This is a genomic window from Streptomyces spinosisporus (assembly GCF_022698145.1).
GTDB lineage: Bacteria > Actinomycetota > Actinomycetes > Streptomycetales > Streptomycetaceae > Streptomyces > Streptomyces spinosisporus.
This window is the reverse complement of sequence record NZ_JALDAX010000005.1, coordinates 429,215-453,402: the sequence shown is the minus strand read 5'-3', so window position 1 is coordinate 453,402 and position 24,188 is coordinate 429,215. Positions and strand designations below refer to the sequence as shown.

At 71.8% G+C, this 24,188-nt stretch carries 24 protein-coding genes; 13 read left to right on the top strand and 11 right to left on the bottom strand.

Translation table 11 applies throughout. The features are described from left to right. Nucleotides 1–397: 397 nt before the first annotated feature. The 5 genes from MQN93_RS16620 (at nucleotide 398) to MQN93_RS16600 (ending at nucleotide 6,446) form a co-directional block, all read left to right on the top strand. Nucleotides 398–604, top strand: a complete 207-nt coding sequence (locus MQN93_RS16620) for a cold-shock protein (protein ID WP_016436693.1) — start codon at nucleotides 398–400, stop codon at nucleotides 602–604. Nucleotides 605–991: 387 nt separating this feature from the next. Then, entirely contained in the window at nucleotides 992–2,614 is a 1,623-nt protein-coding gene (gene groL / locus MQN93_RS16615; RefSeq protein ID WP_016436692.1) for a chaperonin GroEL, read from the top strand. 203 nt (nucleotides 2,615–2,817) lie between these two features. Beyond that, nucleotides 2,818–3,945 (top strand): NADH:flavin oxidoreductase, encoded by a 1,128-nt coding sequence (locus tag MQN93_RS16610; protein WP_242710066.1) that lies wholly within the window; start codon nucleotides 2,818–2,820, stop codon nucleotides 3,943–3,945. A gap of 74 nt (nucleotides 3,946–4,019) precedes the next feature. Beyond that, nucleotides 4,020–4,898 carry a metallophosphoesterase gene (locus tag MQN93_RS16605; RefSeq protein WP_242710065.1) on the top strand — a complete coding sequence of 293 codons (879 nt, stop codon included), beginning with the start codon at nucleotides 4,020–4,022 and terminating at the stop codon, nucleotides 4,896–4,898. 33 nt (nucleotides 4,899–4,931) lie between these two features. Then, a complete protein-coding gene (locus MQN93_RS16600; protein ID WP_242710064.1) occupies nucleotides 4,932–6,446 on the top strand; it encodes a carboxylesterase/lipase family protein in 1,515 nt (504 codons plus the stop codon). Nucleotides 6,447–6,463: 17 nt separating this feature from the next. Here the strand turns inward: MQN93_RS16600 and MQN93_RS16595 are convergent, their stop codons facing one another. The 3 genes from MQN93_RS16595 to MQN93_RS16585 are packed head-to-tail and all read right to left on the bottom strand — an operon-like array spanning nucleotide 6,464 to nucleotide 8,116. Continuing rightward, nucleotides 6,464–7,033: a hypothetical protein gene (locus MQN93_RS16595; RefSeq protein WP_242710063.1), complete on the bottom strand. Its 570-nt coding sequence runs from the start codon at nucleotides 7,031–7,033 to the stop codon at nucleotides 6,464–6,466. Between the two features lie 5 nt (nucleotides 7,034–7,038). After that, nucleotides 7,039–7,293, bottom strand: a complete 255-nt coding sequence (locus MQN93_RS16590; RefSeq protein ID WP_242710062.1) for a DUF397 domain-containing protein — start codon at nucleotides 7,291–7,293, stop codon at nucleotides 7,039–7,041. Continuing rightward, on the bottom strand, nucleotides 7,277–8,116 hold the full coding sequence (locus MQN93_RS16585) for a helix-turn-helix domain-containing protein (protein ID WP_016436688.1): 840 nt from the start codon (nucleotides 8,114–8,116) through the stop codon (nucleotides 7,277–7,279). Before MQN93_RS16585 ends, MQN93_RS16590 begins: the two co-directional genes overlap by 17 nt. A 114-nt stretch (nucleotides 8,117–8,230) precedes the next feature. On the opposite strand from MQN93_RS16585, the gene MQN93_RS16580 reads away from it, so the two are divergent. After that, on the top strand, nucleotides 8,231–8,623 hold the full coding sequence (locus tag MQN93_RS16580) for a hypothetical protein (RefSeq protein WP_242710061.1): 393 nt from the start codon (nucleotides 8,231–8,233) through the stop codon (nucleotides 8,621–8,623). A 6-nt stretch (nucleotides 8,624–8,629) separates the two neighbouring features. On the opposite strand, the gene murQ is transcribed toward MQN93_RS16580, so the two are convergent. Continuing rightward, nucleotides 8,630–9,565, bottom strand: coding sequence for an N-acetylmuramic acid 6-phosphate etherase (gene murQ / locus MQN93_RS16575; protein WP_242710060.1), 936 nt, complete (start codon nucleotides 9,563–9,565; stop codon nucleotides 8,630–8,632). A 67-nt stretch (nucleotides 9,566–9,632) separates the two neighbouring features. Beyond that, nucleotides 9,633–10,571 carry a MurR/RpiR family transcriptional regulator gene (locus MQN93_RS16570; RefSeq protein WP_242710059.1) on the bottom strand — a complete coding sequence of 313 codons (939 nt, stop codon included), beginning with the start codon at nucleotides 10,569–10,571 and terminating at the stop codon, nucleotides 9,633–9,635. A gap of 54 nt (nucleotides 10,572–10,625) precedes the next feature. On the opposite strand from MQN93_RS16570, the gene MQN93_RS16565 reads away from it, so the two are divergent. Together MQN93_RS16565 and MQN93_RS16560 are read left to right on the top strand one after the other, a co-directional pair. Continuing rightward, nucleotides 10,626–11,009 (top strand): DUF8819 family protein, encoded by a 384-nt coding sequence (locus MQN93_RS16565; RefSeq protein WP_016436684.1) that lies wholly within the window; start codon nucleotides 10,626–10,628, stop codon nucleotides 11,007–11,009. After that, entirely contained in the window at nucleotides 11,006–11,269 is a 264-nt protein-coding gene (locus MQN93_RS16560) for a DUF4031 domain-containing protein (protein ID WP_016436683.1), read from the top strand. The genes MQN93_RS16565 and MQN93_RS16560 overlap by 4 nt, the downstream gene beginning before the upstream one ends. On the opposite strand, the gene MQN93_RS16555 is transcribed toward MQN93_RS16560, so the two are convergent. Both MQN93_RS16555 and MQN93_RS16550 read right to left on the bottom strand, forming a co-directional pair. After that, nucleotides 11,266–12,342: a GNAT family N-acetyltransferase gene (locus tag MQN93_RS16555; protein ID WP_199786594.1), complete on the bottom strand. Its 1,077-nt coding sequence runs from the start codon at nucleotides 12,340–12,342 to the stop codon at nucleotides 11,266–11,268. The genes MQN93_RS16560 and MQN93_RS16555 overlap by 4 nt on opposite strands. Before the next feature lie 10 nt (nucleotides 12,343–12,352). Beyond that, the gene (locus MQN93_RS16550; protein WP_242710058.1) at nucleotides 12,353–13,030 is read right to left on the bottom strand and encodes an HD domain-containing protein; all 678 of its coding nucleotides are present in this window, start codon (nucleotides 13,028–13,030) and stop codon (nucleotides 12,353–12,355) included. Between the two features lie 46 nt (nucleotides 13,031–13,076). Here MQN93_RS16550 and MQN93_RS16545 point away from each other — a divergent pair, with 46 nt between their 5' ends. Continuing rightward, entirely contained in the window at nucleotides 13,077–13,742 is a 666-nt protein-coding gene (locus tag MQN93_RS16545; RefSeq protein WP_242710057.1) for a maleylpyruvate isomerase family mycothiol-dependent enzyme, read from the top strand. 140 nt (nucleotides 13,743–13,882) lie between these two features. Continuing rightward, a complete protein-coding gene (locus MQN93_RS16540; RefSeq protein ID WP_242710056.1) occupies nucleotides 13,883–14,575 on the top strand; it encodes a copper homeostasis protein CutC in 693 nt (230 codons plus the stop codon). Nucleotides 14,576–14,757: 182 nt separating this feature from the next. Here the strand turns inward: MQN93_RS16540 and MQN93_RS16535 are convergent, their stop codons facing one another. Further along, nucleotides 14,758–16,812: a HelD family protein gene (locus MQN93_RS16535; RefSeq protein ID WP_242710055.1), complete on the bottom strand. Its 2,055-nt coding sequence runs from the start codon at nucleotides 16,810–16,812 to the stop codon at nucleotides 14,758–14,760. A gap of 264 nt (nucleotides 16,813–17,076) precedes the next feature. On the opposite strand from MQN93_RS16535, the gene MQN93_RS16530 reads away from it, so the two are divergent. Beyond that, entirely contained in the window at nucleotides 17,077–17,256 is a 180-nt protein-coding gene (locus MQN93_RS16530) for a hypothetical protein (RefSeq protein ID WP_016436677.1), read from the top strand. A 17-nt stretch (nucleotides 17,257–17,273) separates the two neighbouring features. Here MQN93_RS16530 and MQN93_RS16525 read toward each other — a convergent pair whose 3' ends face one another. Continuing rightward, nucleotides 17,274–18,920 carry a DNA repair helicase XPB gene (locus tag MQN93_RS16525; protein ID WP_242710054.1) on the bottom strand — a complete coding sequence of 549 codons (1,647 nt, stop codon included), beginning with the start codon at nucleotides 18,918–18,920 and terminating at the stop codon, nucleotides 17,274–17,276. 403 nt (nucleotides 18,921–19,323) lie between these two features. Continuing rightward, nucleotides 19,324–21,849, bottom strand: a complete 2,526-nt coding sequence (locus MQN93_RS16520) for a helicase C-terminal domain-containing protein (RefSeq protein ID WP_242710053.1) — start codon at nucleotides 21,847–21,849, stop codon at nucleotides 19,324–19,326. A 256-nt stretch (nucleotides 21,850–22,105) separates the two neighbouring features. Here MQN93_RS16520 and MQN93_RS16515 point away from each other — a divergent pair, with 256 nt between their 5' ends. Together MQN93_RS16515 and MQN93_RS16510 are read left to right on the top strand one after the other, a co-directional pair. Continuing rightward, nucleotides 22,106–23,095 (top strand): hypothetical protein, encoded by a 990-nt coding sequence (locus MQN93_RS16515; RefSeq protein WP_242710052.1) that lies wholly within the window; start codon nucleotides 22,106–22,108, stop codon nucleotides 23,093–23,095. A gap of 96 nt (nucleotides 23,096–23,191) precedes the next feature. After that, on the top strand, nucleotides 23,192–23,824 hold the full coding sequence (locus MQN93_RS16510; protein WP_242710051.1) for an HAD family hydrolase: 633 nt from the start codon (nucleotides 23,192–23,194) through the stop codon (nucleotides 23,822–23,824). On the opposite strand, the gene MQN93_RS16505 is transcribed toward MQN93_RS16510, so the two are convergent. Continuing rightward, nucleotides 23,803–24,051: a hypothetical protein gene (locus MQN93_RS16505; RefSeq protein WP_242710050.1), complete on the bottom strand. Its 249-nt coding sequence runs from the start codon at nucleotides 24,049–24,051 to the stop codon at nucleotides 23,803–23,805. The genes MQN93_RS16510 and MQN93_RS16505 overlap by 22 nt on opposite strands. Nucleotides 24,052–24,188: the final 137 nt, after the last annotated feature.

The window sequence follows — 24,188 nt, the reverse complement described above, 5'->3', positions numbered from 1 at the left end:
TTCATGCAATTGCCCCCTCCGTGAGAGAAGCGGAGGGGGCAATTCTGCATGGTTGAGCACGGTACAGTTGGGGAACCGGCCCGGATCTGCTCGCCGAATGCATACGAGTTCTGGCTTCTCGGGCAACGAGAAGCGGCCAAAGTGTGCAGGTTTTTTGCGTCTTATGCTCCTTTTATGGGGCCCGACTTGCCCTGAATTCGGGGGAATTCTCAGTAAATTCCCGACCGGTCGTGCCCGGAATTCTCGTCCGATTGACCTGTTGCAGACGGCAGTTGGGCAGATACATTCAGCCGCGGTCGACGCGTTCCGGCGCACGCCCCCAACCGTGGGGGGTGAGGTCTGACCCGGATCCGCGAAGTGTGGATCCGTGCAAGGGCCAGTAATAGGGGAGTTAGGCATGGCTCAGGGCACCGTCAAGTGGTTCAACGCGGAGAAGGGGTACGGCTTCATCGCGGTCGACGGTGGTGCGGATGTTTTCGTCCACTACAGCGCGATTCAGATGGACGGATACCGCACCCTGGAAGAGGGTCAGCGGGTCGATTTCGAGATCTCGCAGGGCCAGAAGGGGCCGCAGGCGGACATGGTCCGACTGGCGGCCGGCTGAAGCACGCGCCGGGTCAATCGCAGCGACGTTCTTCCGTTCTTTGATCGAAGGGTCCGCGCCCTGGGGTGCGGGCCCTTCGGCATGTCGGGGGTCCGTGCCGTGGCGGTGCCCGCCTGCGGGCCCTGACCTCTGAGAGCCGCTTGCGCCCGCCCGTCGCCCGACCACCACCCCTCAACGAGCCCGCTCCGCGGGCGCACCTTGCACTCTCATGGGGCGAGTGCTAATCATTGGCGTTAGCACTCTGAAGGTGAGAGTGACAAAGAAGGACCGGGTCGGTGAGGCCCGCAGGCCGGGTGGGGCAAGGAACCACGAGGCAGGCGTGCCGTCCGTCGCGGGCGCGGGCGCGGTCCGAAGGAATCACCCCCAGTCCTGGAGGGACCACTTCACATGGCCAAGATCATCGCGTTCGACGAGGAGGCGCGGCGCGGCCTCGAGCGCGGCATGAACCAGCTCGCGGACGCCGTGAAGGTGACGCTCGGCCCCAAGGGCCGCAACGTCGTCCTCGAGAAGAAGTGGGGCGCCCCCACGATCACCAACGATGGTGTCTCCATCGCCAAGGAGATCGAGCTCGAGGACCCGTACGAGAAGATCGGCGCCGAGCTGGTCAAGGAAGTCGCCAAGAAGACGGACGACGTCGCCGGTGACGGTACGACCACCGCGACCGTTCTCGCCCAGGCCCTGGTCAAGGAGGGCCTGCGCAACGTAGCCGCCGGCGCCAACCCGATGGCCCTCAAGCGCGGTATCGAGAAGGCCGTCGAGGCCGTCTCCGGTGCCCTGCTCGAGCAGGCCAAGGACGTGGAGACCAAGGAGCAGATCGCCTCCACGGCCTCCATCTCCGCCGCCGACACCCAGATCGGCGAGCTCATCGCCGAGGCCATGGACAAGGTCGGCAAGGAAGGCGTCATCACCGTCGAGGAGTCCCAGACCTTCGGTCTGGAGCTGGAGCTCACCGAGGGTATGCGCTTCGACAAGGGCTACATCTCGGCGTACTTCGCCACCGACATGGAGCGGATGGAGGCGTCGCTCGACGACCCGTACATCCTGATCGCCAACTCCAAGATCGGCTCCGTCAAGGACCTGCTCCCGCTCCTGGAGAAGGTCATGCAGTCGGGCAAGCCGCTGCTGATCATCGCCGAGGACGTCGAGGGCGAGGCCCTGTCGACCCTGGTCGTCAACAAGATCCGCGGCACCTTCAAGTCCGTCGCGGTCAAGGCCCCGGGCTTCGGCGACCGCCGCAAGGCGATGCTGAACGACATCGCCATCCTCACCGGCGGCGAGGTCATCTCCGAGGAGGTCGGTCTCAAGCTGGAGAACACGACCCTCGACCTGCTGGGCCGCGCCCGCAAGGTGGTCATCACCAAGGACGAGACCACCATCGTCGACGGCGCCGGCTCCACGGAGCAGGTCCAGGGCCGCGTGAACCAGATCCGCGCCGAGATCGAGAACAGCGACTCGGACTACGACCGCGAGAAGCTGCAGGAGCGCCTGGCGAAGCTCGCCGGCGGTGTCGCGGTCATCAAGGCCGGTGCCGCCACCGAGGTGGAGCTCAAGGAGCGCAAGCACCGCATCGAGGACGCCGTCCGCAACGCGAAGGCGGCCGTCGAGGAGGGCATCGTCGCCGGTGGTGGCGTGGCCCTGCTGCAGGCCTCCCAGGTCTTCGAGAAGCTGGAGCTCGAGGGTGACGAGGCGACCGGCGCCCAGGCCGTGAAGCTCGCGCTCGAGGCCCCGCTGAAGCAGATCGCCGTCAACGCCGGCCTCGAGGGCGGTGTCGTGGTGGAGAAGGTGCGCAACCTGACCCCGGGCCACGGCCTGAACGCCGCGACCGGCGAGTACGTCGACCTGGTCAAGGAAGGCATCATCGACCCGGCGAAGGTCACGCGCTCTGCCCTGCAGAACGCCGCCTCCATCGCCGCGCTCTTCCTGACCACCGAGGCCGTCATCGCCGACAAGCCGGAGAAGGCCGCCGCGCCCGCCGGTGGCGGTATGCCGGGTGGTGACATGGACTTCTGATCGACCCCGGTCGATCCGCGTCCTTACCGAGGGCGGCACTTCCTGCCAGGCGCAGGGGGTGCCGCCCTCGGGTGTGTCCGGGGGTGTGCCGGGGTGTGTGTCCGGGGTCATGGCGAAGGGCCATGGAGAAGTTGGTTCAGAGGGTGCAACAATGCATACGCACATACCATCCGGTTAGTCGCAGCACCCCGAGGAGCCCCCGCGTGACCGTCACCGAGTCCCCCACCTCCCGAGTGGCCCAGATCCTGTCCCGTCCGATCTCGCTGGGCGGTCTGACCGTCCCCAACCGGATCGTGATGGCGCCGATGACGCGCATGTTCTCCCCGGGCGGCATCCCCGGCGAGGACGTGCGCTCCTACTACGCGCGCCGCGCCGCCGCCGGCGTCGGGCTGATCGTCACCGAGGGCACCTACGTCGGCCACGACTCCGCCGGGCAGAGCGACCGCGTCCCGCGCTTCCACGGCGAGGAGCAGCTGGCGGGCTGGGCGAAGGTGGCCGAGGACGTGCACGCGGCCGGCGGCACGATCGTCCCGCAGCTGTGGCACATCGGCATGGTCCGCAAGCAGGGCGAGCCGCCCTTCGCGGACGCCCCCGCCGTCGGACCCTCCGGCCTGGTGACCGCGGGCGCGGAGCAGACCGGCAAGGCGATGACCCAGCAGGACGTGGACGACGTCGTCAACGCGTTCGCCGAGGCCGCGGCGGCCGCCGAGCGCATCGGCTTCGACGGCGTGGAGATCCACGGTGCCCACGGCTACCTCCTCGACCAGTTCCTGTGGGAGGGCACCAACCGCCGCAGCGACGCCTACGGCGGCGACCCGGTGGCCCGCGCCCAGTTCGCGGCCGAGATCGTCGCCGCGGTCCGCGCGGTCGTCTCCCCGGACTTCCCGGTCCTCTTCCGCTACTCGCAGTGGAAGCAGCAGGACTACACCGCACGGCTCGCCGAGACCCCGCAGGAGCTGGAGGCGATCCTCGCGCCGCTGGCCGCCGCCGGCGTCGACGCCTTCCACGCCTCCACCCGCCGCTACTGGCTGCCGGAGTTCGACGGTTCGGACCTGAACCTGGCGGGCTGGACGAAGAAGCTCACCGGCAAGCCGGTCATCACCGTCGGCTCGGTCGGCCTCGACGGTGACTTCATCAAGGGCTTCCAGGGCGAAGGGGCCCCGGTCAAGGGCATCGACGACCTGCTCGACCGCATGGAGGCCGAGGAGTTCGACATGGTCGCGGTCGGCCGGGCGCTGCTGCAGGACCCCGAGTGGGCCGCGAAGGTCCTCGGCGGGCGCTTCTCGGACCTGAAGCCCTACGACGCGGCCGCGCTGCGCTCGCTGAGCTGAGCCGGGGCCTGTGCGGGGCGTCGGCCACCTGACACTCTGGTTGGGAACGTCAACTCCGGCTAGCGTGCGGGAGCATGAGGATTCTGCACCTCTCCGACACCCATGTCGAACGTACCGACGCCCCCAACAGGCACGGCGTCAACCCGACCGCATCACTGCGCCTCATGCTCGACAGCCTCCGCCACCAGCGGGACGTCGACGCGATCGTCGTCACCGGTGACATCGCCAACGACGGGGCCGTGGAGGCGTACACGACCGTACGGGAGCTGCTGAGAGAGTTCGCGCTGCCGCTGGACGTGCCGGTGTTCTGTACGACCGGGAACCACGACGAGCGTGAGGCCTTCGGCAAGGTGCTGGGCAGCGGCCATCTGACGGCCGACGGCAGCGAGCGGGCCGAGACGGTGCTGGAGTCCGCGGACGGGGAGCGGGCCGCGGTGAGCACCGTGGACGGGTGGCGCATCGTCACGCTGGACTCGCTGGTGCCCGGCAAGGTGCACGGCTGGCTCGGCGCCGAGCAACTGGCCTGGCTGCGCGGGGTGCTGGCCACACCCGCGGCCAGGGGGACCGTGCTCGCCCTCCACCATCCGCCGATCGCCCTGGACGTCGAGACGCAGCGCGTCTTCGGCCTGCGCAATCCGTCGGCCCTGGCGGAGGCCGTGCGGGGCACCGATGTACGGGTGGTCCTCACCGGCCACTTCCATCTGCAGCTCTTCGGCCTGCTGGAGGCGGTGCCGGTGTGGGTCACCCCGGGTGTGGTCAACCGCATCGACCTGACGGCGCCGCCCGGCACGGAGCGGGCGGTGCGCGGGGCGTCGGCCTCGCTGGTGGAGCTGGGCGACGGCTCGGCGGGACCGATGTTCCACACCCTGCATGCACGCGACCCGCGGGCGCACGAGACGGTGTACGAGATCGACGAGGAGCAGACACGGGCGCTGATCCAACGGTTCGGTTAGTTGGATCGGCCGCCCGCCCATGAGGAGTTGAGGATGACGACCACTGTCGTGCGCACCACCGCCGGTTCGGTGCGGGGGCGCGCGGAGGACGGGCTGACCGTGTTCCGCGGGATACCGTTCGCCGAACCGCCCGTCGGCGAGGCCCGGTTCCAGGCGCCCCGCCCGGTGCGGTCCTGGGAGGGAACCCGGGAGGCGTACGCCTTCGGACCGCCGCCCCCGCAGGAGACCGGCATCCAGGGCCGCCGGGGCGTGCTGAACGCCCCCGACGGCGACGACTGGCTCACCGTCAACGTCTGGACGCCCGAGGCCGATCCGGCCGCCCTGCGTCCGGTGATGGTGTGGATCTACGGCGGGGCGTACCGGATCGGGCACGCGGGCAGCCCCGGGTACGACGCGCAGCGCATCGCACGCGACGGTGACGTGGTCGTCGTGACGCTCAACTACCGTGTGGGGACCGAGGGGTTCGCACGGATCGACGGGGCGCCCGCCAACCGCGGCCTGCTGGACCAGGTGGCGGCCCTGCGGTGGGTGCAGGAGAACATCGCGGCGTTCGGCGGCGATCCCGGGCAGGTCATCGTCTTCGGCGAGTCCGCCGGTGCGGGGTCGGTCGCGGCACTGCTGGCCATGCCGAGCGCACGCGGGCTCTTCCGGCGGGCGATCGCCCAGAGCGTGCCCGGGACCTACTTCTCCGACGAACTGGCCCGCGACATCGCGTCCGCCCTCGCCGAGGAGACGGGGCTGCGCCCGACCGCGGCGGACCTCGCCACCGTCGAGCCCCGTCGGCTGACCGACGCGGGTGAGGCGCTGAGCGCCAGGATGGCGACGTACGAGGACCGGTGGGGCCGCGTGGCGCCCACCACCACGCCCTTCTCGCCCGTGGTGGACGGCGAGGTGCTGCCGACCACTCCCTGGCAGGCGCTGAAGGCGGGCGCGGGACGGGACGTGGACCTCCTCGTCGGCCACAACCGCGACGAGTTCCGGCTGTTCCTCTTCATCGGCGGGCTGCTGGACCGGATCGGCGACGAGCAGGCGGCCTGGGCGCTGCGGACGTTCGGGCCGGGACCGGACGGGGAGCGGGCGTACCGCGCGGCCTTCCCCGGGGCCACGCCGGGCGCACTCTTCGAACGCGTCCAGACCGACTGGCTGTTCAACATGCCCACCCTGCACCTGGCCGAGGCACAGCTCACGGGTGGGGGCCGCGCCCACGTCTACGAGCTGACCTGGCCGGCCCCCGGCAGCGGGGGCGCCCTCGGCGCCTGCCACGGACTGGACATCCCGCTGCTCTTCGGCACGTTCGAGGCGGACCTCGGGAATCTGCTCTTCGCACAGAGCGGGGTGCCCGCGGAGGCGAAGGAGTTGTCGGCGCGCTTCCGCCAGTCGTGGACCAGTTTCGCCCGGAGCGGAGACCCCGGCTGGCCGGCCTACGACACGACGGAACGCCTCGTGCAGGTCCTGGACGCCAAGTCCGAGGTCAGGGCCTATCCGGAGGAGGCGTCGCGGCAGCTGTGGGAGGGGTACGAGTTCGCCGAGCTGCCCCTGCTGAAGTGACGTAGGTGGTACGGGAGTTACAGGTTGCCCAGCGGCTCGATGTCGACCTTCACCGGGGTGCCCCACACCCGCAGCACCTCGTAGTCGGTGAACTCGTGCACCAGGCGGTACGCCATCGCGGGGCGCGGGCCGCGGCGCTGGGCGTTCAGATACAGCTCGGCCTCGCGCCGGTCCCGCCGTGGCGTCCCGCACAGCTGCCACGCCTGGCCGTTCCACGACTCCGGCAGCCAGCGCTGCTGCGGCTGCGGACGCTCGGCACTGACGCCGTAGCGGGACGGCACGGTCTCGGTGGCGTGCGGGGGGACGGGGCCGCCGTTGTACTCCAGCCGGCGCGCCGCCCTGCGCCTGGTCTCGCAGAGCAGGCACAGGTCGTGCGCGTTCTCGTCCACCGGGCCGTTCGGATGCTCCGGGCACCGCGTCGCCGGGGCGGCACCCGTCACACTCTCGTCCAGCAACTCCAGGGCCCGGCGCAGATCCGCCTTGACCTCATGCAGCTTGCCGTCCGGCGTATCCCCGGTGAGCGCTTCGCCGTGCTCCCCGAGCAGCCGGAGAGCACGGCCCAGAGCGGTGAGCTGGGCGTGGTTCATGGGTATCAGTGTGCGGGGTTCTTCAAGCCTTTGACGAACGCGGCCCACGTTTCCGGGAGGAACGTGAGCACTGGGCCTTGGGGGGTCTTGGAGTCCCGGACGGGTACGAGGGTGGGGTGGTCGTCGGCAATTTCCAGGCATTCGTTACCGCCGCCGCCGCTGTACGTCGACTTGCGCCAGCGGGCGACCTCCAGGCAATTGCCGCCACTGCCGCCGCTGTAGCTCGACTTGTACCAGGTGGGTTCAGGGATGCTCCTCATGGGCGTAATCCTGCGCCACCGATTCGATCAGGGCTAGGGACTTCTGCGGCGAGAGGGCGACAGCGCTGAGGAGTTCGAACGTGAACCGCAGTCGGGCGACGGTGGCCGGGTCGTCCTCCAGCCTTCCTGTGCCGGGTCCTTCGAAGTAGACCAGCGCAGGGGCGTCCTCGAAGTCCATCAGCCGCAGCGAGCCCGACATCGCGTTGTGCGCCCCGGCGTTGAAGGGCAGCACCTGCACGATGACCCGACCCTTGCGGGCCAGGCTCGCGACGTGCCGCAAGGCTTCCGCCATCACCGTCCGGCCGCCCGTCTCCCGGCGCAGCGCAGCCTCGTCGAGTACCGCCCACAGCAACGGCTTTGCAGGATCGTCCAGCAAGCGGGTCCGTACGATCCTGCCGTCCACCCACTCGTCGATGGTCTCCTCAGTCGCTGTGGGGTCGTAGGCGCGGTTCACGGCCCGTGCGTACGCGGGCGTCTGGAGCAGTCCGGGGATCAGCATCGGGGCGTACTGGCGAATCGCCGTCGCCGTCACCTCCGCTTCCGCCGCCTCGGCGAAGTGCTCCGGGTACCGGGACTTCGCCGCCGCCCTGCAGTTCCGCAGGAAAAAGTCCTCCGTACCCAGCACCTCGTCCAACAACCGCGCATACTCCGGCTGCATCCGACGCGTCCCCGCCTCCAACTGCCCTACGAACGACCCGCTCACGAACAGCCGTAACCCCAACTCCTCCTGGCTGAGCCCGGCCTTCTCGCGCGCGTGGCGCAGCTCCGCGCCGAGGAGGGCGCGCGGCGATGACGACGGGTCGAGGTCCTTCGGTCCCGGCATGGGCAACTCCCTGTTCGACAAACGCGGTTGTTGTGTCCTCCCGTATGGCCAGGTTAGAGCCCGCTTGAACACTCTGTGTGGTGAATCAGCAACTCACCGTGGAGGTACGTGCGCGTGCGACCGACCGAAGAAGTAGTCGAGACCCTGCGAAGCGCCCTCGTGGGCGTCGGCGTCGTCCTGCCCTCCCTCGGCGTCGACCCCGTCACCGGCGCGAGCGACGAGCCGTTCGCTCTGGTCGACCTCGGCCGCTGCAACACCCGCACCGCCGAGCGGCTGGCGTCGGTGCTGCGCGGGGAGCGCCCGCCGGTCGGTGCGCATGCCGTGGACGTACGGGACGGGCGGGTCGGGGAGGTGATGGGGCATGTCGGCGGGCGGGTCCAGCTGCGGCCGGTGGCCGGTGGGCGCGAGTGGGACTGCCCGCCGGAGTCCGCCGAGACCGCGTCCCCGGAGGAGGTGATGCGGGCGCGGGTGCGCAAGGCCAACAGCCAGTGGCGGCTGCCGTGTTGAGGTCCGTCAGCCGGACGCAGCGGCCAGTGCCGCCCGCAGATGGCCGTCGGAGTCCTCAAGGAGACGCGCCGCCGTGGGGCCGTCGACGTCGGCGAGGATGGCCAGGATGGCGTTCTTCACCTCGCCGTCGGTGGCCGCGAGGGCGCGCTCGATCTCGTCGTCGGACGCTCCCGTGGCGAGGGCGACGATGCGGCGGGAGCGGGCGCGCAGCTTCTCGTTGGAGGCGCGTACGTCGACCATGAGGTTCCCGTACGTCTTGCCGAGCCGGATCATCGTGATCGTCGAGAGCATGTTGAGCACGAGCTTCTGCGCCGTGCCCGCCTTGAGGCGGGTGGAACCGGTCAGCAGCTCGGGCCCGACGACGACCTCGATGCCGTGCTCGGCAGCCGCGGCGAGCGCGCTGTCGGCGTTGCAGGCCAGGCCCACGGTCAGCGCGCCCCGCGCACGGGCGTGCTGGACGGCGGCGATGGCGTACGGCGTGCGGCCCGAGGCGGAAATGCCGACGACGGTGTCGGCGGCGATCAGGCGCAGCCCGTCGAGGTCGTCCCGGGCGAGCTGGGCGGAGTCCTCGGCGCCCTCGACGGAGGTGACCATGGCGTCGGGGCCGCCCGCGATCAGACCCACGACCTGGTCGGGGTCGGTGTTGAAGGTCGGCGGGCACTCGGAGGCGTCCAGGACGCCGAGCCGGCCCGCGGTCCCGGCACCGGCGTAGATCAGCCGCCCGCCGCGCGCCATGCGCTCCGCCACGGCGTCGATGGCGGCGGCGATCTCGGGCAGCCGCTCGGCGACAGCCGTGGGCACGGTGGTGTCCTCGCCGTTCATCAGCCGCGCGATCTCCAGCGTGGGGAGCCGGTCGATCTCGGCGAGGTCGGCACGGAAGGCCTCGGTGGTCAGGGTTTCCAACTCGGCGCGCAGTTGACGGGGGTTGGAGGTGGAGGTCATGAGGGCGTGACTCTTTCGACGTACGGTTCGGTGAGGGTGCTGCCCTGTTCTTCCCGGGGGAGGGGGGCTACCGCCGGTGCCGGTGCGCCAGCGCCTCGTAGGACGCGGCGAGCGCGGGCCCCGCCGTCTCGTACGTCCGCTGCGCCACCCCCACGAACAGACAGTCCACGACGAGGAGCTGGCTGGTCCGGGACGACATCGCCGCGGGCCGCAGTTCGCTCTCCCGGGCGACGGACGTCGTCAGCACATGATCGGCGTACTGGGCGACCGGCCCGTCCGGCCGGCCCGTGATCGCCACCGTCGTCGCCCCGTGCTCGAAGGCGACGCGCAGCGGCTCGATGACGTCCCCGGTCGACCCGGAATGGGTGATCGCGATGGCGACGTCGCCGCCGCGCAGCTGCACGGCGTTGGTCACGGCCAGGTGCGGGTCGCCGTGCGCGTGGGCTATCAGCCCGATCCGCAGCAGCTTCTGGGCCAGGTCCTGGGCGACCAGACCGGACGCCCCGACGCCGTACACATCGATCCGCCGTGCCCCGGCCGCCGCGCTCACCGCGGCCCCCAGCTGCACCGTGTCGAGCCCGGCCGCCGTGTCCGCGAGGGTCTGCTGCTCGTCGTAGGCGAGCTTCGCCACCACGTCCGCGATCGGGTCGTCGACCGCTATGTCGGTGGTGATGGCGGGCGCGCGGCCGGACTGCTGCTGGGCGGCGAGGCCGGCGAGGGCCAGGCGCAGATCGCGGTAGCCGGGGTAGCCCAGCAGCCGGGCCGTCCGGACGACCGTCGCCTCGCTGGTGCCGGTGAGCTCGGCGAGGCCGGTGACCGTGAGGGCCGCGCAGCCGGCCGGGTCGCCCGCCACGGCCTCGGCGACGCGCTGCATGGAGCGGGTCATGGACGGGGCGAGGGTGCGCACCTTCGCGGCGAGGGCGGCCGGTGCGGGAGGCGCCGGAGCGGCCGCGGCCGGCATGCCCGCGCTCCCGTTGGCGAAAATTTCCTTCACTTCCTGGGTCACATATGAAAGATATTTTCGTCCCGGTGTCGGGTCAAGAGTGCGCACAATAGGGGCATGCACCCCATCAGCCCCCTGGAGCAGACGTTGCACGCGGCGCGCGCCCTCGTGCTCGCGGACCTGGCCGCCGGCGAGGTCACCGCGGCGGACGTGGTCTCGATGGTCGAGGAGTCCGTCGTCCAGCGGCGCTGGTGGGTCGAGCAGTGGCCGGAGGGCGCGGAGTACGTGGCGGGGCTGGTCGCGCAGGACGTCCAGGACGCGCTGCTGGAGGCGTACGGCCGCTGGCCGCTGTGCCCGGTCTGCGGCGGGGGCGATCCGCACGCCCTGGAGGTGGAGCCCGAACTGGGCCCCGATCCGCACTGGGTCTGCCACAAGGCGGGCGTGAAGGTCGCGCCGCTGGGGGCGCTCGGCGGGGCCATGGGCAAAGAGACGTCGTCATGACCGTCTACATCGACCCGCCCACCTGGCCCGGCCACGGCCGGATGTGGTCCCACCTGGTCAGCGACATCTCCTACGACGAACTGCACCAGTTCGCCGAGAAACTGGGCGTCCCCCGACGCGCCTTCGAACGCGACCACTACGACGTCCCCTCGCACCGCTACGCGGACGCCGTGCGCGCCGGCGCGGTCGAGGTCAGCAGCCGCGACGTGGTGCGCCTGCTGACGGGGGCGGGGCTGCGACGGCCCAAGGGGCGGCTCTAGTCGGCCGGGCGGGGAAGTTCGTAGGCGAGCCCCTCCTCGTCCTCGCCCACCCGCCGGAAGCCCGCGCGGGTGACCACCGCCTGGGAGGGGAGGTTGTCGCGCTCTATGGTCGCGACGAGGGTGTGGACGTCGTCGCGGGCGAAGGCCCAGTCGGACAGGGCGCGCAGCGCCTCGGTGGCGTAGCCGTGGCCGCGGGCGCCCTCGGCGAGGTCGTAGCCGATCTCGGCCCGGCCGTCCTCGTCCGGGACGCCGTGGAAGCCCATGCCGCCGACCGCGCGGCCGTCCTCGCGCCGCACCAGCGCGAACACGCCGAACTCCGGCCGGTGCACGCCCCCTTCGTACGCCTTCAGCATGAAGCCCGCGGCCTCGCGGGTGCCCTCGAAGGGGCCGCCCTCGATCCACTCGAAGCCGCCGTCGCCACCCATGCCCAAATCGTGCGCGGACGCGGGCGTGATGCCCTGCAGAGTGAGGCGTTCCGTCGCGATGACGAGGTTGTTGTTCCAGCGCCACTCGGTGACCGGGGCGCGGCCGGGCAGGTCGCCGCGGCCGGTGGCCCACAGGAAGGTGCGCCAGTGGTCGGGGCCCGGCTGCACGTGCGGGAAAATATGGGTGAGGACGAACTCCGGGAGGGCGGCGGGCGGTTCGTACGCGAGGCCCAGGCCCTCGGCGATGTCGTGCGTGTGGGCGAGGACCTCGGCGATGCCCATCGCGGCGAAGCCCTCGCGGTTCGCGCTGCGGAACGGGTACGGGTGGAAGGCCCGCACCTCGCGGGGGGTGGTGCGGATGGTGGCGGCGAACAGCGCGCCGGTGCTCTCGATCACCTGCAGCAGGCCCGCGTTGTCGGTGCCCTCGTCGAGGGTGATCTCGAAGGGGACGTAGGCGTCCTGGGCGCGTCCGGCGAGGTTCGCGGCGTACGCGATGAGGTCCTCGGCGATGTGGAACGCCGTCGTGTGGCAGCTCCACTCCAGCCGGCCGGCCCGCACCGCCTCCCAGTCCCGGTCCACCGCCGTCCGCAGCACGGCCACACAGCCGTCGACGGCTTCCTGCACCCTGGTCCCACCCCATGCACGCATACGCCGCAGACTAGGACGCCGGGTCCTCGGGAAGCGACAGGATTTCGAGCTCCGAGGCGATGTTCCAGCGCGCCGTCGCCTCCCACTCCGTCTGTCCGTACGGCGTCCTGAACAGCCGTGGAAGATCGAGGAGCCGGCGCAGGATCGCGGCGCGGCCGGTGCGGAAGGCGTCGTTCGGCACGAAGTGGTACTCCTCGCGGACGGCGGCCGTGTACGCGGCGTAGGCCGACGGGGACGCGGCGAGGATCGCGAGGTCGGCGTCGCACAGGACCTGGCCGTCGCGGTCGTCGTCGGCCGGGTCGTGGGTGACGGTGAGCCGGACCAGACGGGCCACCTCGGCCGTCTTCTCCGCGGACACCCCCGCCTCGGGCAGCGCGCGTTCGGCCAGCCGGGCCGAGCGTTCCTCGTTCTCGGAGCGCTCGGGCAGATAGACCGCGTCGTGGAACCAGGCCGCGAGCCGTACGACGTCCGGGTCGGCCGCGTACTTCTCCAGCACGTCGACGTGGTCCAGGACCGCCGTGAGGTGCGTGAGCGTGTGGTAGTGCCGCTGGGGTTCCTGCCAGCGGGCCAGCAGATTGTCGGCGTACGGCACCGGATCGGGGGCGGCGCTTCCGGGACCGGCGTTGGCGGCACGGGCTCCTTCCAGTGCACGGGTCCAGCGCAGACGCAGGGCGTCGAGATCGGCCATGCGCCCATTCTCCCGCCGATCAACTCCGGCACCTAGCGTGGTGGTCATGACTACTGCCGAGGTACGTGACCCCGAACTGCCCGGGCGGCTGCTGATCACCGAGCGGGACGCGCTGGTGCCGCTGCTGCGGGCGCGGCCGGACGGCGACTTCGCGCTGGCGACCGCCGCGTGTCCCGGGTGGACGGTGCGGGATGTGCTCGCGCACTGCTCGTCCGCGCTGATGCGGGTGGTGGAGAGCCGGTACGAGAAGGGGGTGTTCTCGCCCGAGGCGAACGACCGCGACATCGCCGAGCGCGCCGACTGGACGAACGCGCAGGTCGTGGACGAGCTGGAGCGCGGCATGACCGAGGCCGGGCCGGTGATCGCCAAGGCGGGCGGGAAGCTGGATCTGGTCGCGCTGGGGGAGTGGGTGCACGCGGGCGACGTGCGCGACACGTTCGGGGAGCCCGGGGCGTACGCGGGCCCCGGCCTGCCGGACGCGCTCACCCTGCTGGTGCGGATCACCCGGGAGAAGGCGCATGTGCCGCTGCACGCGGACCTCGACGACGTGGACGAGCCGCAGCGCCTGGGCGACCCGGCCGCCGCACGGCCCCCGGCCCGCTACATCGGCGGCGCCGCCACTCTCGTACGGCTGTATGCGGGGCGGTCGGTGAAGGGGGCCGACTTCGAGCTGGTGGGGGTCGAGCCGCCGGAGCTGAACATCTTCGGATGACCTCGGATTCGGATGACCTCGGGTTCGGATGATTTGGGGACATCCGAGGAGTGAGGGGCGTCGTGGACCGGCGGGGGTACGGGCTAGGCTGTGAATTGGACTAGACCTGTACCGCCCGCCGAGTCGACGAATGAGGTCCCATGAGCAAGCGTGCAGTCCTGGAGGTGATCGCCCTCGGGGTCGAGGACGCGGTCGCCGCCCAGGCCGGAGGCGCGGACCGCCTCGAGCTGGTCACCGACATGGCCGCCGACGGGCTGACCCCGTCGGTCGACACCTTCGCCCGGATCCGCGCCGCCGTCGACATCTCGCTGCGGGTGATGCTGCGACTGACGGACGGGTTCGCGGTGGGGGACGTCGGACGGGTGGTGGGGGTCGCCGGGGAGATGCGGGCTGCTGGGGCCGAGGAGTTCGTGCTCGGGTTTCTCGACGCGGACGGTGGGGTGGATCTGGCGGCCGTGGAGCGGGTTGTGGGGGCGCTTGACGGGTGTGCCTGGACTTTCCACCGGGCCGTCGATCGGGCCGCTGATCGTGATGCCCTGCGTAAGCAGTTGGACGGGTTGCCGGGGTTGGACGCGTATCTGACCGCGGGGTCGGCTGCCGGCGTGGACGACGGGATGCCTGTGCTGCTTGCGGAGGTTGCGCGGCGGGGGGAGCCCGGCTACGAGGCGGAGATCATGGTCGGTGGGGGGCTGCGGCTGGAGCATGTGCCTTCGCTGCAGGGGGCCGGGGTGCGGGCGTTTCATATCGGCGGGGCGGCGCGGCCGGGGGGTTGGGATGCGCCGGTTTCTGCGGAGGCTGTGCGGGAGTGGAGGCGGGTGCTGGACGGGCGCTGAACCGGCGCGGGTGGCAGTGGGTGCGGGTACAAGCGGGGGGTGCGCAGCCCGGCGCTAACGGGGTGCCGCCTGCGCCCACCCGTGCCGCCCCAGGCGGCACGATTGCCCGCAGGCTACGCCGACCCCAGCCCCCCACGATCCGCACCCGGCGACCGGCGTCTAGGGGCACCCCATTGGACGGTTCAGTCGGCGAGTTGAGCCGGCAGCGGCTCTGCGTGCGTGACGATCAGGCCCGATACCGCTCGGGTCAGGGCTACGTACAGGCGCCGTAGGCCGGTGCGTTCGTCCGGCTCGCCGGATACCACCGCCTGGGGTTCGTCCAGGACGACGTAGTCGTACTCCAGGCCCTTGGCGAGGGAGGCCGGGACCAGGGTGAGGCGGGTTTCGGCCGTGGTCTCCTCACCGGGGGACAGGTAGCCGATGCCCGCCGCCGTCAGGGCCGCCGCCAGCTCCGGGATGCGGGCGTCCGCTGCAATCAGGCCCGTCGAACCCTCGCGGAGCAACAACTCCTCGCAGGCGGCCACCACTTCCGCGGTGCCGGTGATCGGGCGGAGGTCGAAGAAGCCGGGGTTCTCACGGACCGAGGCGACCGGGGTGAGGCCGGGGGCGATGTGCGGGAGCAGCCGGGAGGCGTAGGCGATGACATCCGTCGGGACACGGAAGCCCGCCGTCAACTCCTCCACGACACCGTCCGTCTTGCCCAGGTGCGCCAGCGCCTCGTCCCAACTCCTGGTCGCCCAGGGCGTGGTGCCCTGCGCCAGGTCGCCGAGGACGGTCGCCGAACCGGTGGTGCAGCGGCGGCCGACCGCGCGGTACTGCATCGGGGACAGGTCCTGCGCCTCGTCCAGGACCACATGGCCGAGCGAGTGCGTACGCTCCACGAGATCGGTCGCCTCGTCGATCAGCACCGCGTCCGCGGACGACCACTTGGCGGACTTCACCGACCGGACCGGCTTCGCCCACAGGACCGTCCGCTGCTCCTCCTCGGAGAGAACCCCCTCCGCGTGCTCGGCGAGGAACTCCGCGTCCGACAGCAGCCGCAGCACCAGCTTCGCCGGGTCGACCGGCGGCCAGATCGCCTTCACCGCCGCCTTGACCGCCGCGTTGCGGGCCACCGCGTCCTGCACCCGGTCGTCGGGCGCCTCGCCGGAGCGTTCCATCTGCACCAGCACGGCGTGCGCGATGCGCTGCGGAAGGGCCTCGCGGGCGGCGCCGTAGCGGATACCGCGCTCCAGCAACTCCCGCACGATGTCCTCGAGTTCGTAGGCGGGCACCCGCCACCGTCGCGAGCCGCGCACCACCACGACCGGCTCGGTCGGCATCGTGACGTGCGCGTACACCGCCCTGCGCAGCACCTCCGCCATCCGTGCGTCGCCCTTGACGATCGCGGCGGGCGCCTCGTCCACGCCCCGCACCTGGACGCCGGCCGACACCAGGTCGTCCACGGTGGCCTGCTGCACGGTCAACTCACCGAGCGCGGGCAGCACTTGCTCGATGTAGTGCAGGAAGGAACGGTTCGGCCCGATGACGAGGGTGCCGGTGCGGGCCAGCCGTTCCCGGTGGGCGTAGAGGAGATAGGCGACCCGGTGCAGGCCGACGGCCGTCTTCCCGGTCCCCGGGCCGCCCTGCACGCACACCGTCCCGCCGAGTCCGCTGCGGACGATCTCGTCCTGCTCGGGCTGGATCGTCGCGACGATGTCGCGCATCGGGCCCACGCGCGGGCGCTCGATCTCCTGCTGGAGCAGCTTGCTGGTGCGGGCGGCCTCGGCGGGGTCGGAGAGGTGCTCGTCCTCGTACGCCGTGATCTCGCCGCGTGTGTAGCCGAAGCGGCGGCGCAGGGCGACGTCCATCGGGTCCTTCTTGGACGCCCGGTAGAACGGCTGGGAGACCGGCGCACGCCAGTCGATGACCATGGGGTCGCCGTCGTGGTCGTGCACATGGCGGCGCCCGATGTAGAAGCGCTCGCCCTCGGCTCCCTCGGCCCGGTCGGCGCCGGGGGAGTGCAGATAGTCGAGGCGGCCGAAGAAGAGCGGGGTGTCGCTGAGGTCGGCCAGTGCCTTGATGCGTTCGTCGATCTGGTGGGCGAGGACCTCGGCGTTGACCCAGTTCGCGGTGACGTCGCGGATGTCGAGCGACTCGACGTCCTCGCGCATGGCGCGCAGGGCGGCACGGGAACCGGCGAGATGGGAGCGCTCTCGTTCGAGCGGATCCAGGGCGTCGTCGACGGGCGTGGACAATGGAGTGCCTCCGGGACCTACGAGCAGGTTGCTGAGGGAGCCGGCCGGTTTCCGTCCGGGCGGCAGCGCTCCACGGGGGAGGCGGGCAAGAGCGGAGATTGTAGGCGAGCGGTCGGTGCCGGTGCCAACGGTTTTTCCTCCCCCTAGGGGACGCCCCTGTCGTACCCCGGAGGGAGGGACCTGCCCGGAGTCGTACGTGACGGCGCGGCAGGTTGGGACCGCAGGCCGATGCTCTCCTTATGGTGCACGGCGGACCATGGAGACATGAGTGCAGCAACCATCACCCCGGCCCCCGGTCGTCCGCCCGGCGCGACACCCGTTCTCGGCAGCCACCGTCATCGCTTCGGCGATGTGCTGCGTGCGGTGAAGGTGTTCGCGGGCGCCGCGTTCGACGTCGTGATCCTCGGCGAGTACGGCGAGGAGGCGGGCGTACGCCGTAAGTGACCCCACCCAGGGGGGTCTCAGTTCTCGCCCGACAGGATCTCGTCCGCGTCCACGATCCGGTACGCGTACCCCTGCTCCGCCAGGAAGCGCTGGCGGTGGGCGGCGAAGTCCTGGTCGAGGGTGTCGCGGGCGACCACCGAGTAGAAGTGGGCCTGATGGCCGTCGGCCTTCGGGCGCAGGACCCGGCCCAGCCGCTGGGCCTCCTCCTGGCGTGAGCCGAAGGTGCCCGACACCTGGACGGCGACCGTCGCCTCCGGCAGGTCGATCGAGAAGTTCGCGACCTTGGACACCACCAGCACGCTGATCTCGCCCTCCCGGAAGGCGTTGAAGAGTTTCTCGCGCTGTGCGTTGGACGTCTCGCCCTTGATGACCGGTGCGTTCAAGTGCTCGCCCAGCTCGTCGAGTTGGTCGATGTACTGCCCGATGACGAGGATCTGCTGCCCGGCGAACTTACGGACGATCGCCTCCGTGACCTTGCGCTTGGTCTCCGTCGTCGCGCAGTAGCGGTACTTCTCCTCGGTCTCGGCGGTGGCGTAGGCGAGCCGTTCGGAGTCGGTGAGGTTGACGCGGACCTCGACGCAGTCGGCGGGCGCGATGTAACCCTGCGCCTCGATCTCCTTCCACGGTGCGTCGAACCGCTTGGGGCCGATGAGGGAGAAGACGTCCGACTCGCGGCCGTCCTCACGCACCAGAGTCGCCGTCAGCCCGAGCCGGCGCCGGGCCTGGAGGTCGGCGGTGAACTTGAAGACGGGCGCGGGCAGCAGGTGCACCTCGTCGTAGACGATCAGGCCCCAGTCGCGGGAGTCGAAGAGCTCGAGGTGCGGGTAGACGCCCTTCCGGCGGGTGGTCAGCACCTGGTACGTGGCGATGGTGACCGGGCGGATCTCCTTGCGGGTCCCGCTGTATTCGCCGATCTCGTCCTCGGTGAGACTCGTGCGCTTGACCAGCTCGTGCTTCCACTGGCGCGCCGAGACGGTGTTCGTGACGAGGATCAGGGTCGTCGACTTGGCCTGGGCCATCGACCCGGCGCCGACGAGCGTCTTCCCGGCGCCGCAGGGCAGCACGACGACCCCGGAGCCGCCGTGCCAGAAGTTCTCCACGGCCTGCTTCTGGTACGGGCGCAGCGCCCAGCCGTCCTCGTGCAGCTCGATCGGGTGCGCCTCGCCGTCGACGTAGCCCGCGAGGTCCTCGGCGGGCCAGCCCAGCTTCAGCAGCGTCTGCTTGATCTGGCCGCGCTCGGAGGGGTGCACGGCGACGGTGTCGGGGTCGATGCGGGCGCCCACCAGCGGGGCGATCCGCTTCGACTTCAGCACCTCCTCCAGCACCGGCCGGTCGGTGGTGGTCAGCACGAGTCCGTGCGTGGGGTGCTTGGAGAGGGTGAGGCGGCCGTAGCGGTCCATCGTGTCGGCGATGTCGACCAGCAGGGCGTGCGGTACGGGGTAGCGGCTGTAGGTCACCAGCGCGTCCACGACCTGCTCGGCGTCATGGCCGGCCGCGCGCGCGTTCCACAGCCCCAGCGGGGTCACCCGGTAGGTGTGGATGTGCTCGGGCGCCCGCTCCAGCTCGGCGAAGACCGCGATGGCACGACGGCACTCGCCGGCCTGCTCGTGGTCGACCTCGAGCAGCAGCGTCTTGTCGGACTGGACGATGAGTGGACCGTTCACGCGGGGGCACCCTTTCTCCCGGCCAGAGGTGAGGCCAAACGTCCAGTGTGCCCTATGCTCCGCCGATCACCGGGGGCCGTGACCGGTCCGGGACCGTGCGGGACCGGTGCGGGACCGGTGCGGAATCAGTCCTCCGCGAGTTCTGCTACGCCTGTCACGCGGTGCAGTGGGTGGGGGTCTACGTCGTCAGCTGTGGTTGTGGGCCGTCACGCGGCATGGTGGTGAGGGTCCGGGCCGATGTGTCTTGTGCCCGGCCGATCGCCGGGGCCGACCGGTCTGGGGTCAGTCTCCGCGAGTTCTGCCACGCCTGTCACGCGGTGGAGCGGTCAGGGCGGCGGTGGCGAAGGTTTCGGCCGACGTGCCCCATGGTCTGCCGATCACCGGAGGCGCGACCGGTCCGGGGTCAGTCTTCCGCGAGTTCTGCCACGCCCGTTACGCGGTGCAGTGGGTAGGTGCGGACCTCGTCGGCTGTGTGGTCGTAGGCCGTTACGAAGCCGCCCTCGACGCGGATGGGGGCGATGACGCGTTGGCTGGCGGAGCCTTCGGCGTTGACGTAGCCGATCCAGACGGCTTCGCCGGTGAGGGCGGCGGCCTGCATGGTGGCGAGGGTCTCGGCCGAGCTGGTGCGGGGGAGGTCGCCGCTCGTCGACGGGGGCTGCTTGCGCGGGGTCGTGGAGGCCCGGTCACCGGCCCGGATCGCGCGGATCGCGGCCGCGAGCAGCGTGGCGTCGGGGGTCGGCGGGCCGTCCGGTACCGGCTCGGGGGCGGAGCGCGGCGGGGTGCGGTGGGCGTCGGCGCGGGTGATCAGGACGTCGCCCTCGGCCGACTCGGCGGCCGGCGCGTAGCCCATGGCGCGCAGCCCGTCGAGGAGGGTCGCCGGGTCGGCCTGGGTGGCGAGGACGGTGGGGGCGAGGCGGCGCAGGCGCAGGCCCGCGGTGCGCTTGTCGGCCATGATCTCGTTCAGCAGCGCGTCGTCGTCGCAGCGCACATACGCCGAGGCCGCCCCCACCCGCAGATGCCCGTGCCTGCGGGCCACGTCGTCGATCAGATACGTCAGCGGCTGCGGAACCGGCGTGCGGGAGTGCGCGGCCAGGAACGCGTGCAGGTCGGACGCCGCGCGCCCGGCGTCCAGCGCCCGGCGCACCGAACCCGGCGTGAAGCGGTAGACCGTCGCCCCGCCCTTCGACTCCACGTCCGCCAGCACCCCCAGCATGTCCGCCAGCGGCCGCCGCAACGGGCCGGGCGCCACCGCCGTCAGGTCGGCCTGCAGCAGGACGTGGTCGAGGGGCTCGGGCAGCAGCGGGGCGAGGAGACGGGCGGCCGCGGCACTCGCGGTGGCCTGTTCGGCGGGGGTGAGGGGTTCCAGCGGGAGCGGCACATGATGGTGGACCGGGAGCTTGTCGCCGGGGCCCTGCCCGCCCGCGCCGGACGCCTCATCGGCGGGCCGCGGCGCGGGGGCGCCCAGCAGCGCCCGCCCGTGCTCCGACAGCGCGCCCCGCCCCGTCACGCCGAGCATCTCGGCCTCCGACAGCGCCCAGGTCGCGAGCCGCCCGCGCAGGTCGTCGTCCTGCTGCGGGCCGCGCAGCGGCCGCTCCCAGCGCAGCCGCGCCAGCACGGAGTCCGCGGACGGCGACGCCCCCTGGGGCAGCCCGGCCAGCAGGCTCAGCACCCGGTGCCGTACCTCCGGCGCGGCGCTGCGGTCGAGGCCCGGGCCGAGTGCCGACAACGTACGGTCCTTCGCGTCCCGCCCCCCGACGACCCCCGCCGTCCGCGTCGCCGTCAGCCAGGCCTGCGCCAGCTGCGCCCACCGCTCGGCGGGCGGCAGCTCCAGCCACTCGTCGTGGGCGGGGGTGGCCGCGTACCGCTCGTCGGCCTCCCCGTCGGAGGCCAGCAGCCCGGCGGCGTAGGCGAGTTCGACCCAGAAGGCGGCGACGGGCTCGGAGACGTCCAGCGCCACGGCGGTCCGCTTGAGGTCACGCACGCTCAGGCCGCCGGCCCGCAGCACCGCGGGCCCGCCCTCGTCCCAGTCCTTCAGCAGCTCCTCCACCGTCGCCAGCGCCGTGTACGCCTGTCCGGCCGCCGTCGCGTCCACCACCTGTGGACGGTGCGTGCCGGTCACCTCCAGGGCGGGCGGCAGCGGCTCGGTGCTGCGATGCGCCCGCCCGCCGCGCAGCCGCAGGGCCACCTCACGGGGGAGTACGACCGTGCCGGGCGCCGTCGGCAGCAGCAGCCCGCGGTCGAGCAGCCAGCGCAGCCGGGGCGCCGGATGGGCGGTGACCTGGCCGTACGGCGGACCCCACACCAGCCGGTCCAGCACCTCACGCGACTCGGCGGGCGCCCCGGCCAGCAGCGCCGCCATCCGCTCGCGGTCCCCGAACAGCGCGGTGAGAGCGGCGATCGCGGAGACGGAGTCGTGCGTCGAGGGCAGCCCGGCGGCGGCGACGATCTCCTGGATCCGCCCCGGCGACATACCCGCCGCAGCCTCCTGCACGGTCGGCCCGAGCCCTGTCGGCGAGGGGTGCTGCGGCGACGGGGCGAGCAGCTCACGGGCCGTGCGCACCAGACGCAGCCGGTCGTCGCCGCCCCACACCAGGGCCTGCTCGCGCAGGGTGGCGACGGCACGGGGCAGCGCCGCCTCGACCGCCGGGTCGCCCTCGTCGCCGCTCATCAGCCCGAGCAGCACGTCGTATCCCGCCGGGTCCGGCGCCACCGCCAGCGCCTGCGCCGTCTGCAGCGCGAACCGGTCCAGCCGCTCCAGGGCGCGTACGACCGAGGCGCGCGTACCGGCCCGCGTCGCCAGCTGGGTCAGGTCGGTCGGAACGGGCGTGATGAGGTCGGGACGGGCGCGCAGCAGAGCGGCCAGGGACGCGTCGTCCCTGGCGCGGAGCGCCTCCGCGAGGGACCGGGGCGTTGTGGCCGGACTGCTCATCCGCCCCACGGTAGCGGGTGCCCCACACCCACAGCGGCCGACCACCACGAGAACGGGACGGCGCGCGCACGGGAGGGGTGAGGACGGGCGCACCGGTGGAGCGGGGACGCCCGCACGGGTCGATCGGGGGCGCCCGCGCCGGCGGAGCGACGGCGCCCGTGCGCCGGGGTGGCCCGTCGGCCGGCTCCGTGTGCTGCGGGCTGCGCTACCGTCGTCACCACGGGACATCCAACACAGCCGCCCCGGAGGGGACTTCGTGGGTATCGAGAGTGACAAGGTCGTCTACGAGTATCTGAGCCGCGTCGGCGACGTGGCTCAGCAGCGGCAGTTGCCGTCGTCGGTGCGCATGCGCCTGGTGTCGGAGCTGCGGGGCGAGATCGACCGGCGCCGCGCGAAGACCACCGTGGACTCTCCCGCCGCGGTGCGCCGCATCCTCTCCCGGCTCGGCACCCCCGACGAGGTCGTCGCCGCCGCCGGAGCCACGGGTTCCGCGCCCCAGCCGGCCCCCACCCATGTGCCCGTACAGCGGGACGACGAGGCGGAGCCGGAGACCAGGCGGCTGCCGAAGAGCCTGCGCCGGGTGCCGCGGCCGCGCCCCGCCGAACCCCAGCCGCCCGCCGCCTCCGAAGCCCCCACACCACCGCACCTGGCGAGCGCCCAGGAACTCGGCGGCAGCGCGACCCAGCCCGACTGGTGGCGGGTCGAGGCGACGCCGTTCGGCGAGAGCGTGCCCGGGTTCACCGGCGGTGTGGAGATCCCGGAACTGCTCAAGCCGCCGCGGCCGCAGGAACCGGACAAGCCCGAGAAGGAGCAGGAACCGGCCACCGCGAAGCCCGTCGAGGCCGAAGAGGTGGAGGTCGTACCGGAGACCACCGCGGGCCGTCGCCGCCGCTTCCTGCTCCCCGCCGGAGGCTGGAGCAACCCGCTGCTGCTGATCGCCGCCGCACTGCTCGTCGCCGGCGCGGTCCTCGGCAACTGGTTCGCCCTGCTGCTCGGCTGGCTGATCGCCTACGCCTCGCGCCGGCTGACCCCGAACGAGTCGAAGTGGGCGGTCGCCGGCATGCCGGGCCTCGCGGTCGCCGCCGGGCTCGTCTGGCTGTGGGGCAGGAACGACGGCCGCTGGGGCGACCCCATCGCCGAGGGCCACATGAACGACGCGATCTCCGAGACCTGGCCCTGGGTGGTGCGCGGGGCGGCGGTGCTGAGCGCGCTGTACGTGGTGTGGCGCTCGCAGCGGAGGCTGTAGCGCGGCCGAGGACGACTCCTCCAGCCCCGGCAAGGAAGATGTAGGTCACACCGGCCGGACGCCTTTTGGCCATGTCGCCTGGGCACAATGGCCCATATGGCCTCCACGACTGCTCCCGCCCCGACCGTCGGCTTCGACCTCGACATGACCCTGATCGACTCCCGCCCCGGCATCCGCGCCTGCTACCAGGCGCTCGCGGAGCGGACGGGGACCTACATCGACGCCGACCTGGCGGTCACCCGGCTCGGGCCGCCGCTCGCCGAGGAGCTGATCAACTGGTTCCCCGAGGACCGGATCGCGGAAATGGCCGATCTGTATCGGTCGATGTACCCGGCGTTCGCCATCGAGGCGACGCTGGAGATGCCCGGTGCGCGCGAGGCCGTGGACGCGGTCAGGGCGGCCGGGGGACGCGCGATCGTCGTGACCGCCAAGTACGAACCCAACGCCAAGCTGCACCTGGAGCACCTGGGCATCCACCCGGACGAGGTGGTCGGCAACCTGTGGGCCGAGCAGAAGGCGGAGGCGCTGCGCGAGCACGGCGCGAGCATCTACGTCGGTGACCACATCGGCGATGTGCGCGGCGCGCGCAAGGCCGACGCCCTGGCCCTCGCGGTGGCGACCGGGCCGTGCAGCGCCGAGGAGTTGAGCGCGGCCGGGGCGGATGTCGTGCTCGACGACCTCACGCAGTTCCCCGGGTGGCTCGCCGACTACCGTCCGGTGCGGGCCTGACGGCGGCCGGCCGAAATCGACTGCAGTAGGCCGGCTGCCGCCATCAGGAAGCCGATCCCCATGAGCATGCTCAATCCGAACATGTAGGTGGGAAATGGGGTCGCGTGGAGGAAGAGCGGAGCCACAGTGACGAGTGTGGCCACCGCGCCGAGGAAGAACACGATGGCACCGGCACGGATCAGTCGGTCACCGGGCTCGGCGGAATTCGTTTGGGTTTTGTCACGCACCGGACCAGGGTAGTTCCCTGCCCGAAGGAACAACCCGGCGACGTCTTGTCACCGGCCTGAAGAGCATTAGCCTTGGTACCGGCGGGTCCGCGACGGCCCGCCCGACCGCTATCAAGAGCAGTTTCCGAAGCAGTTTT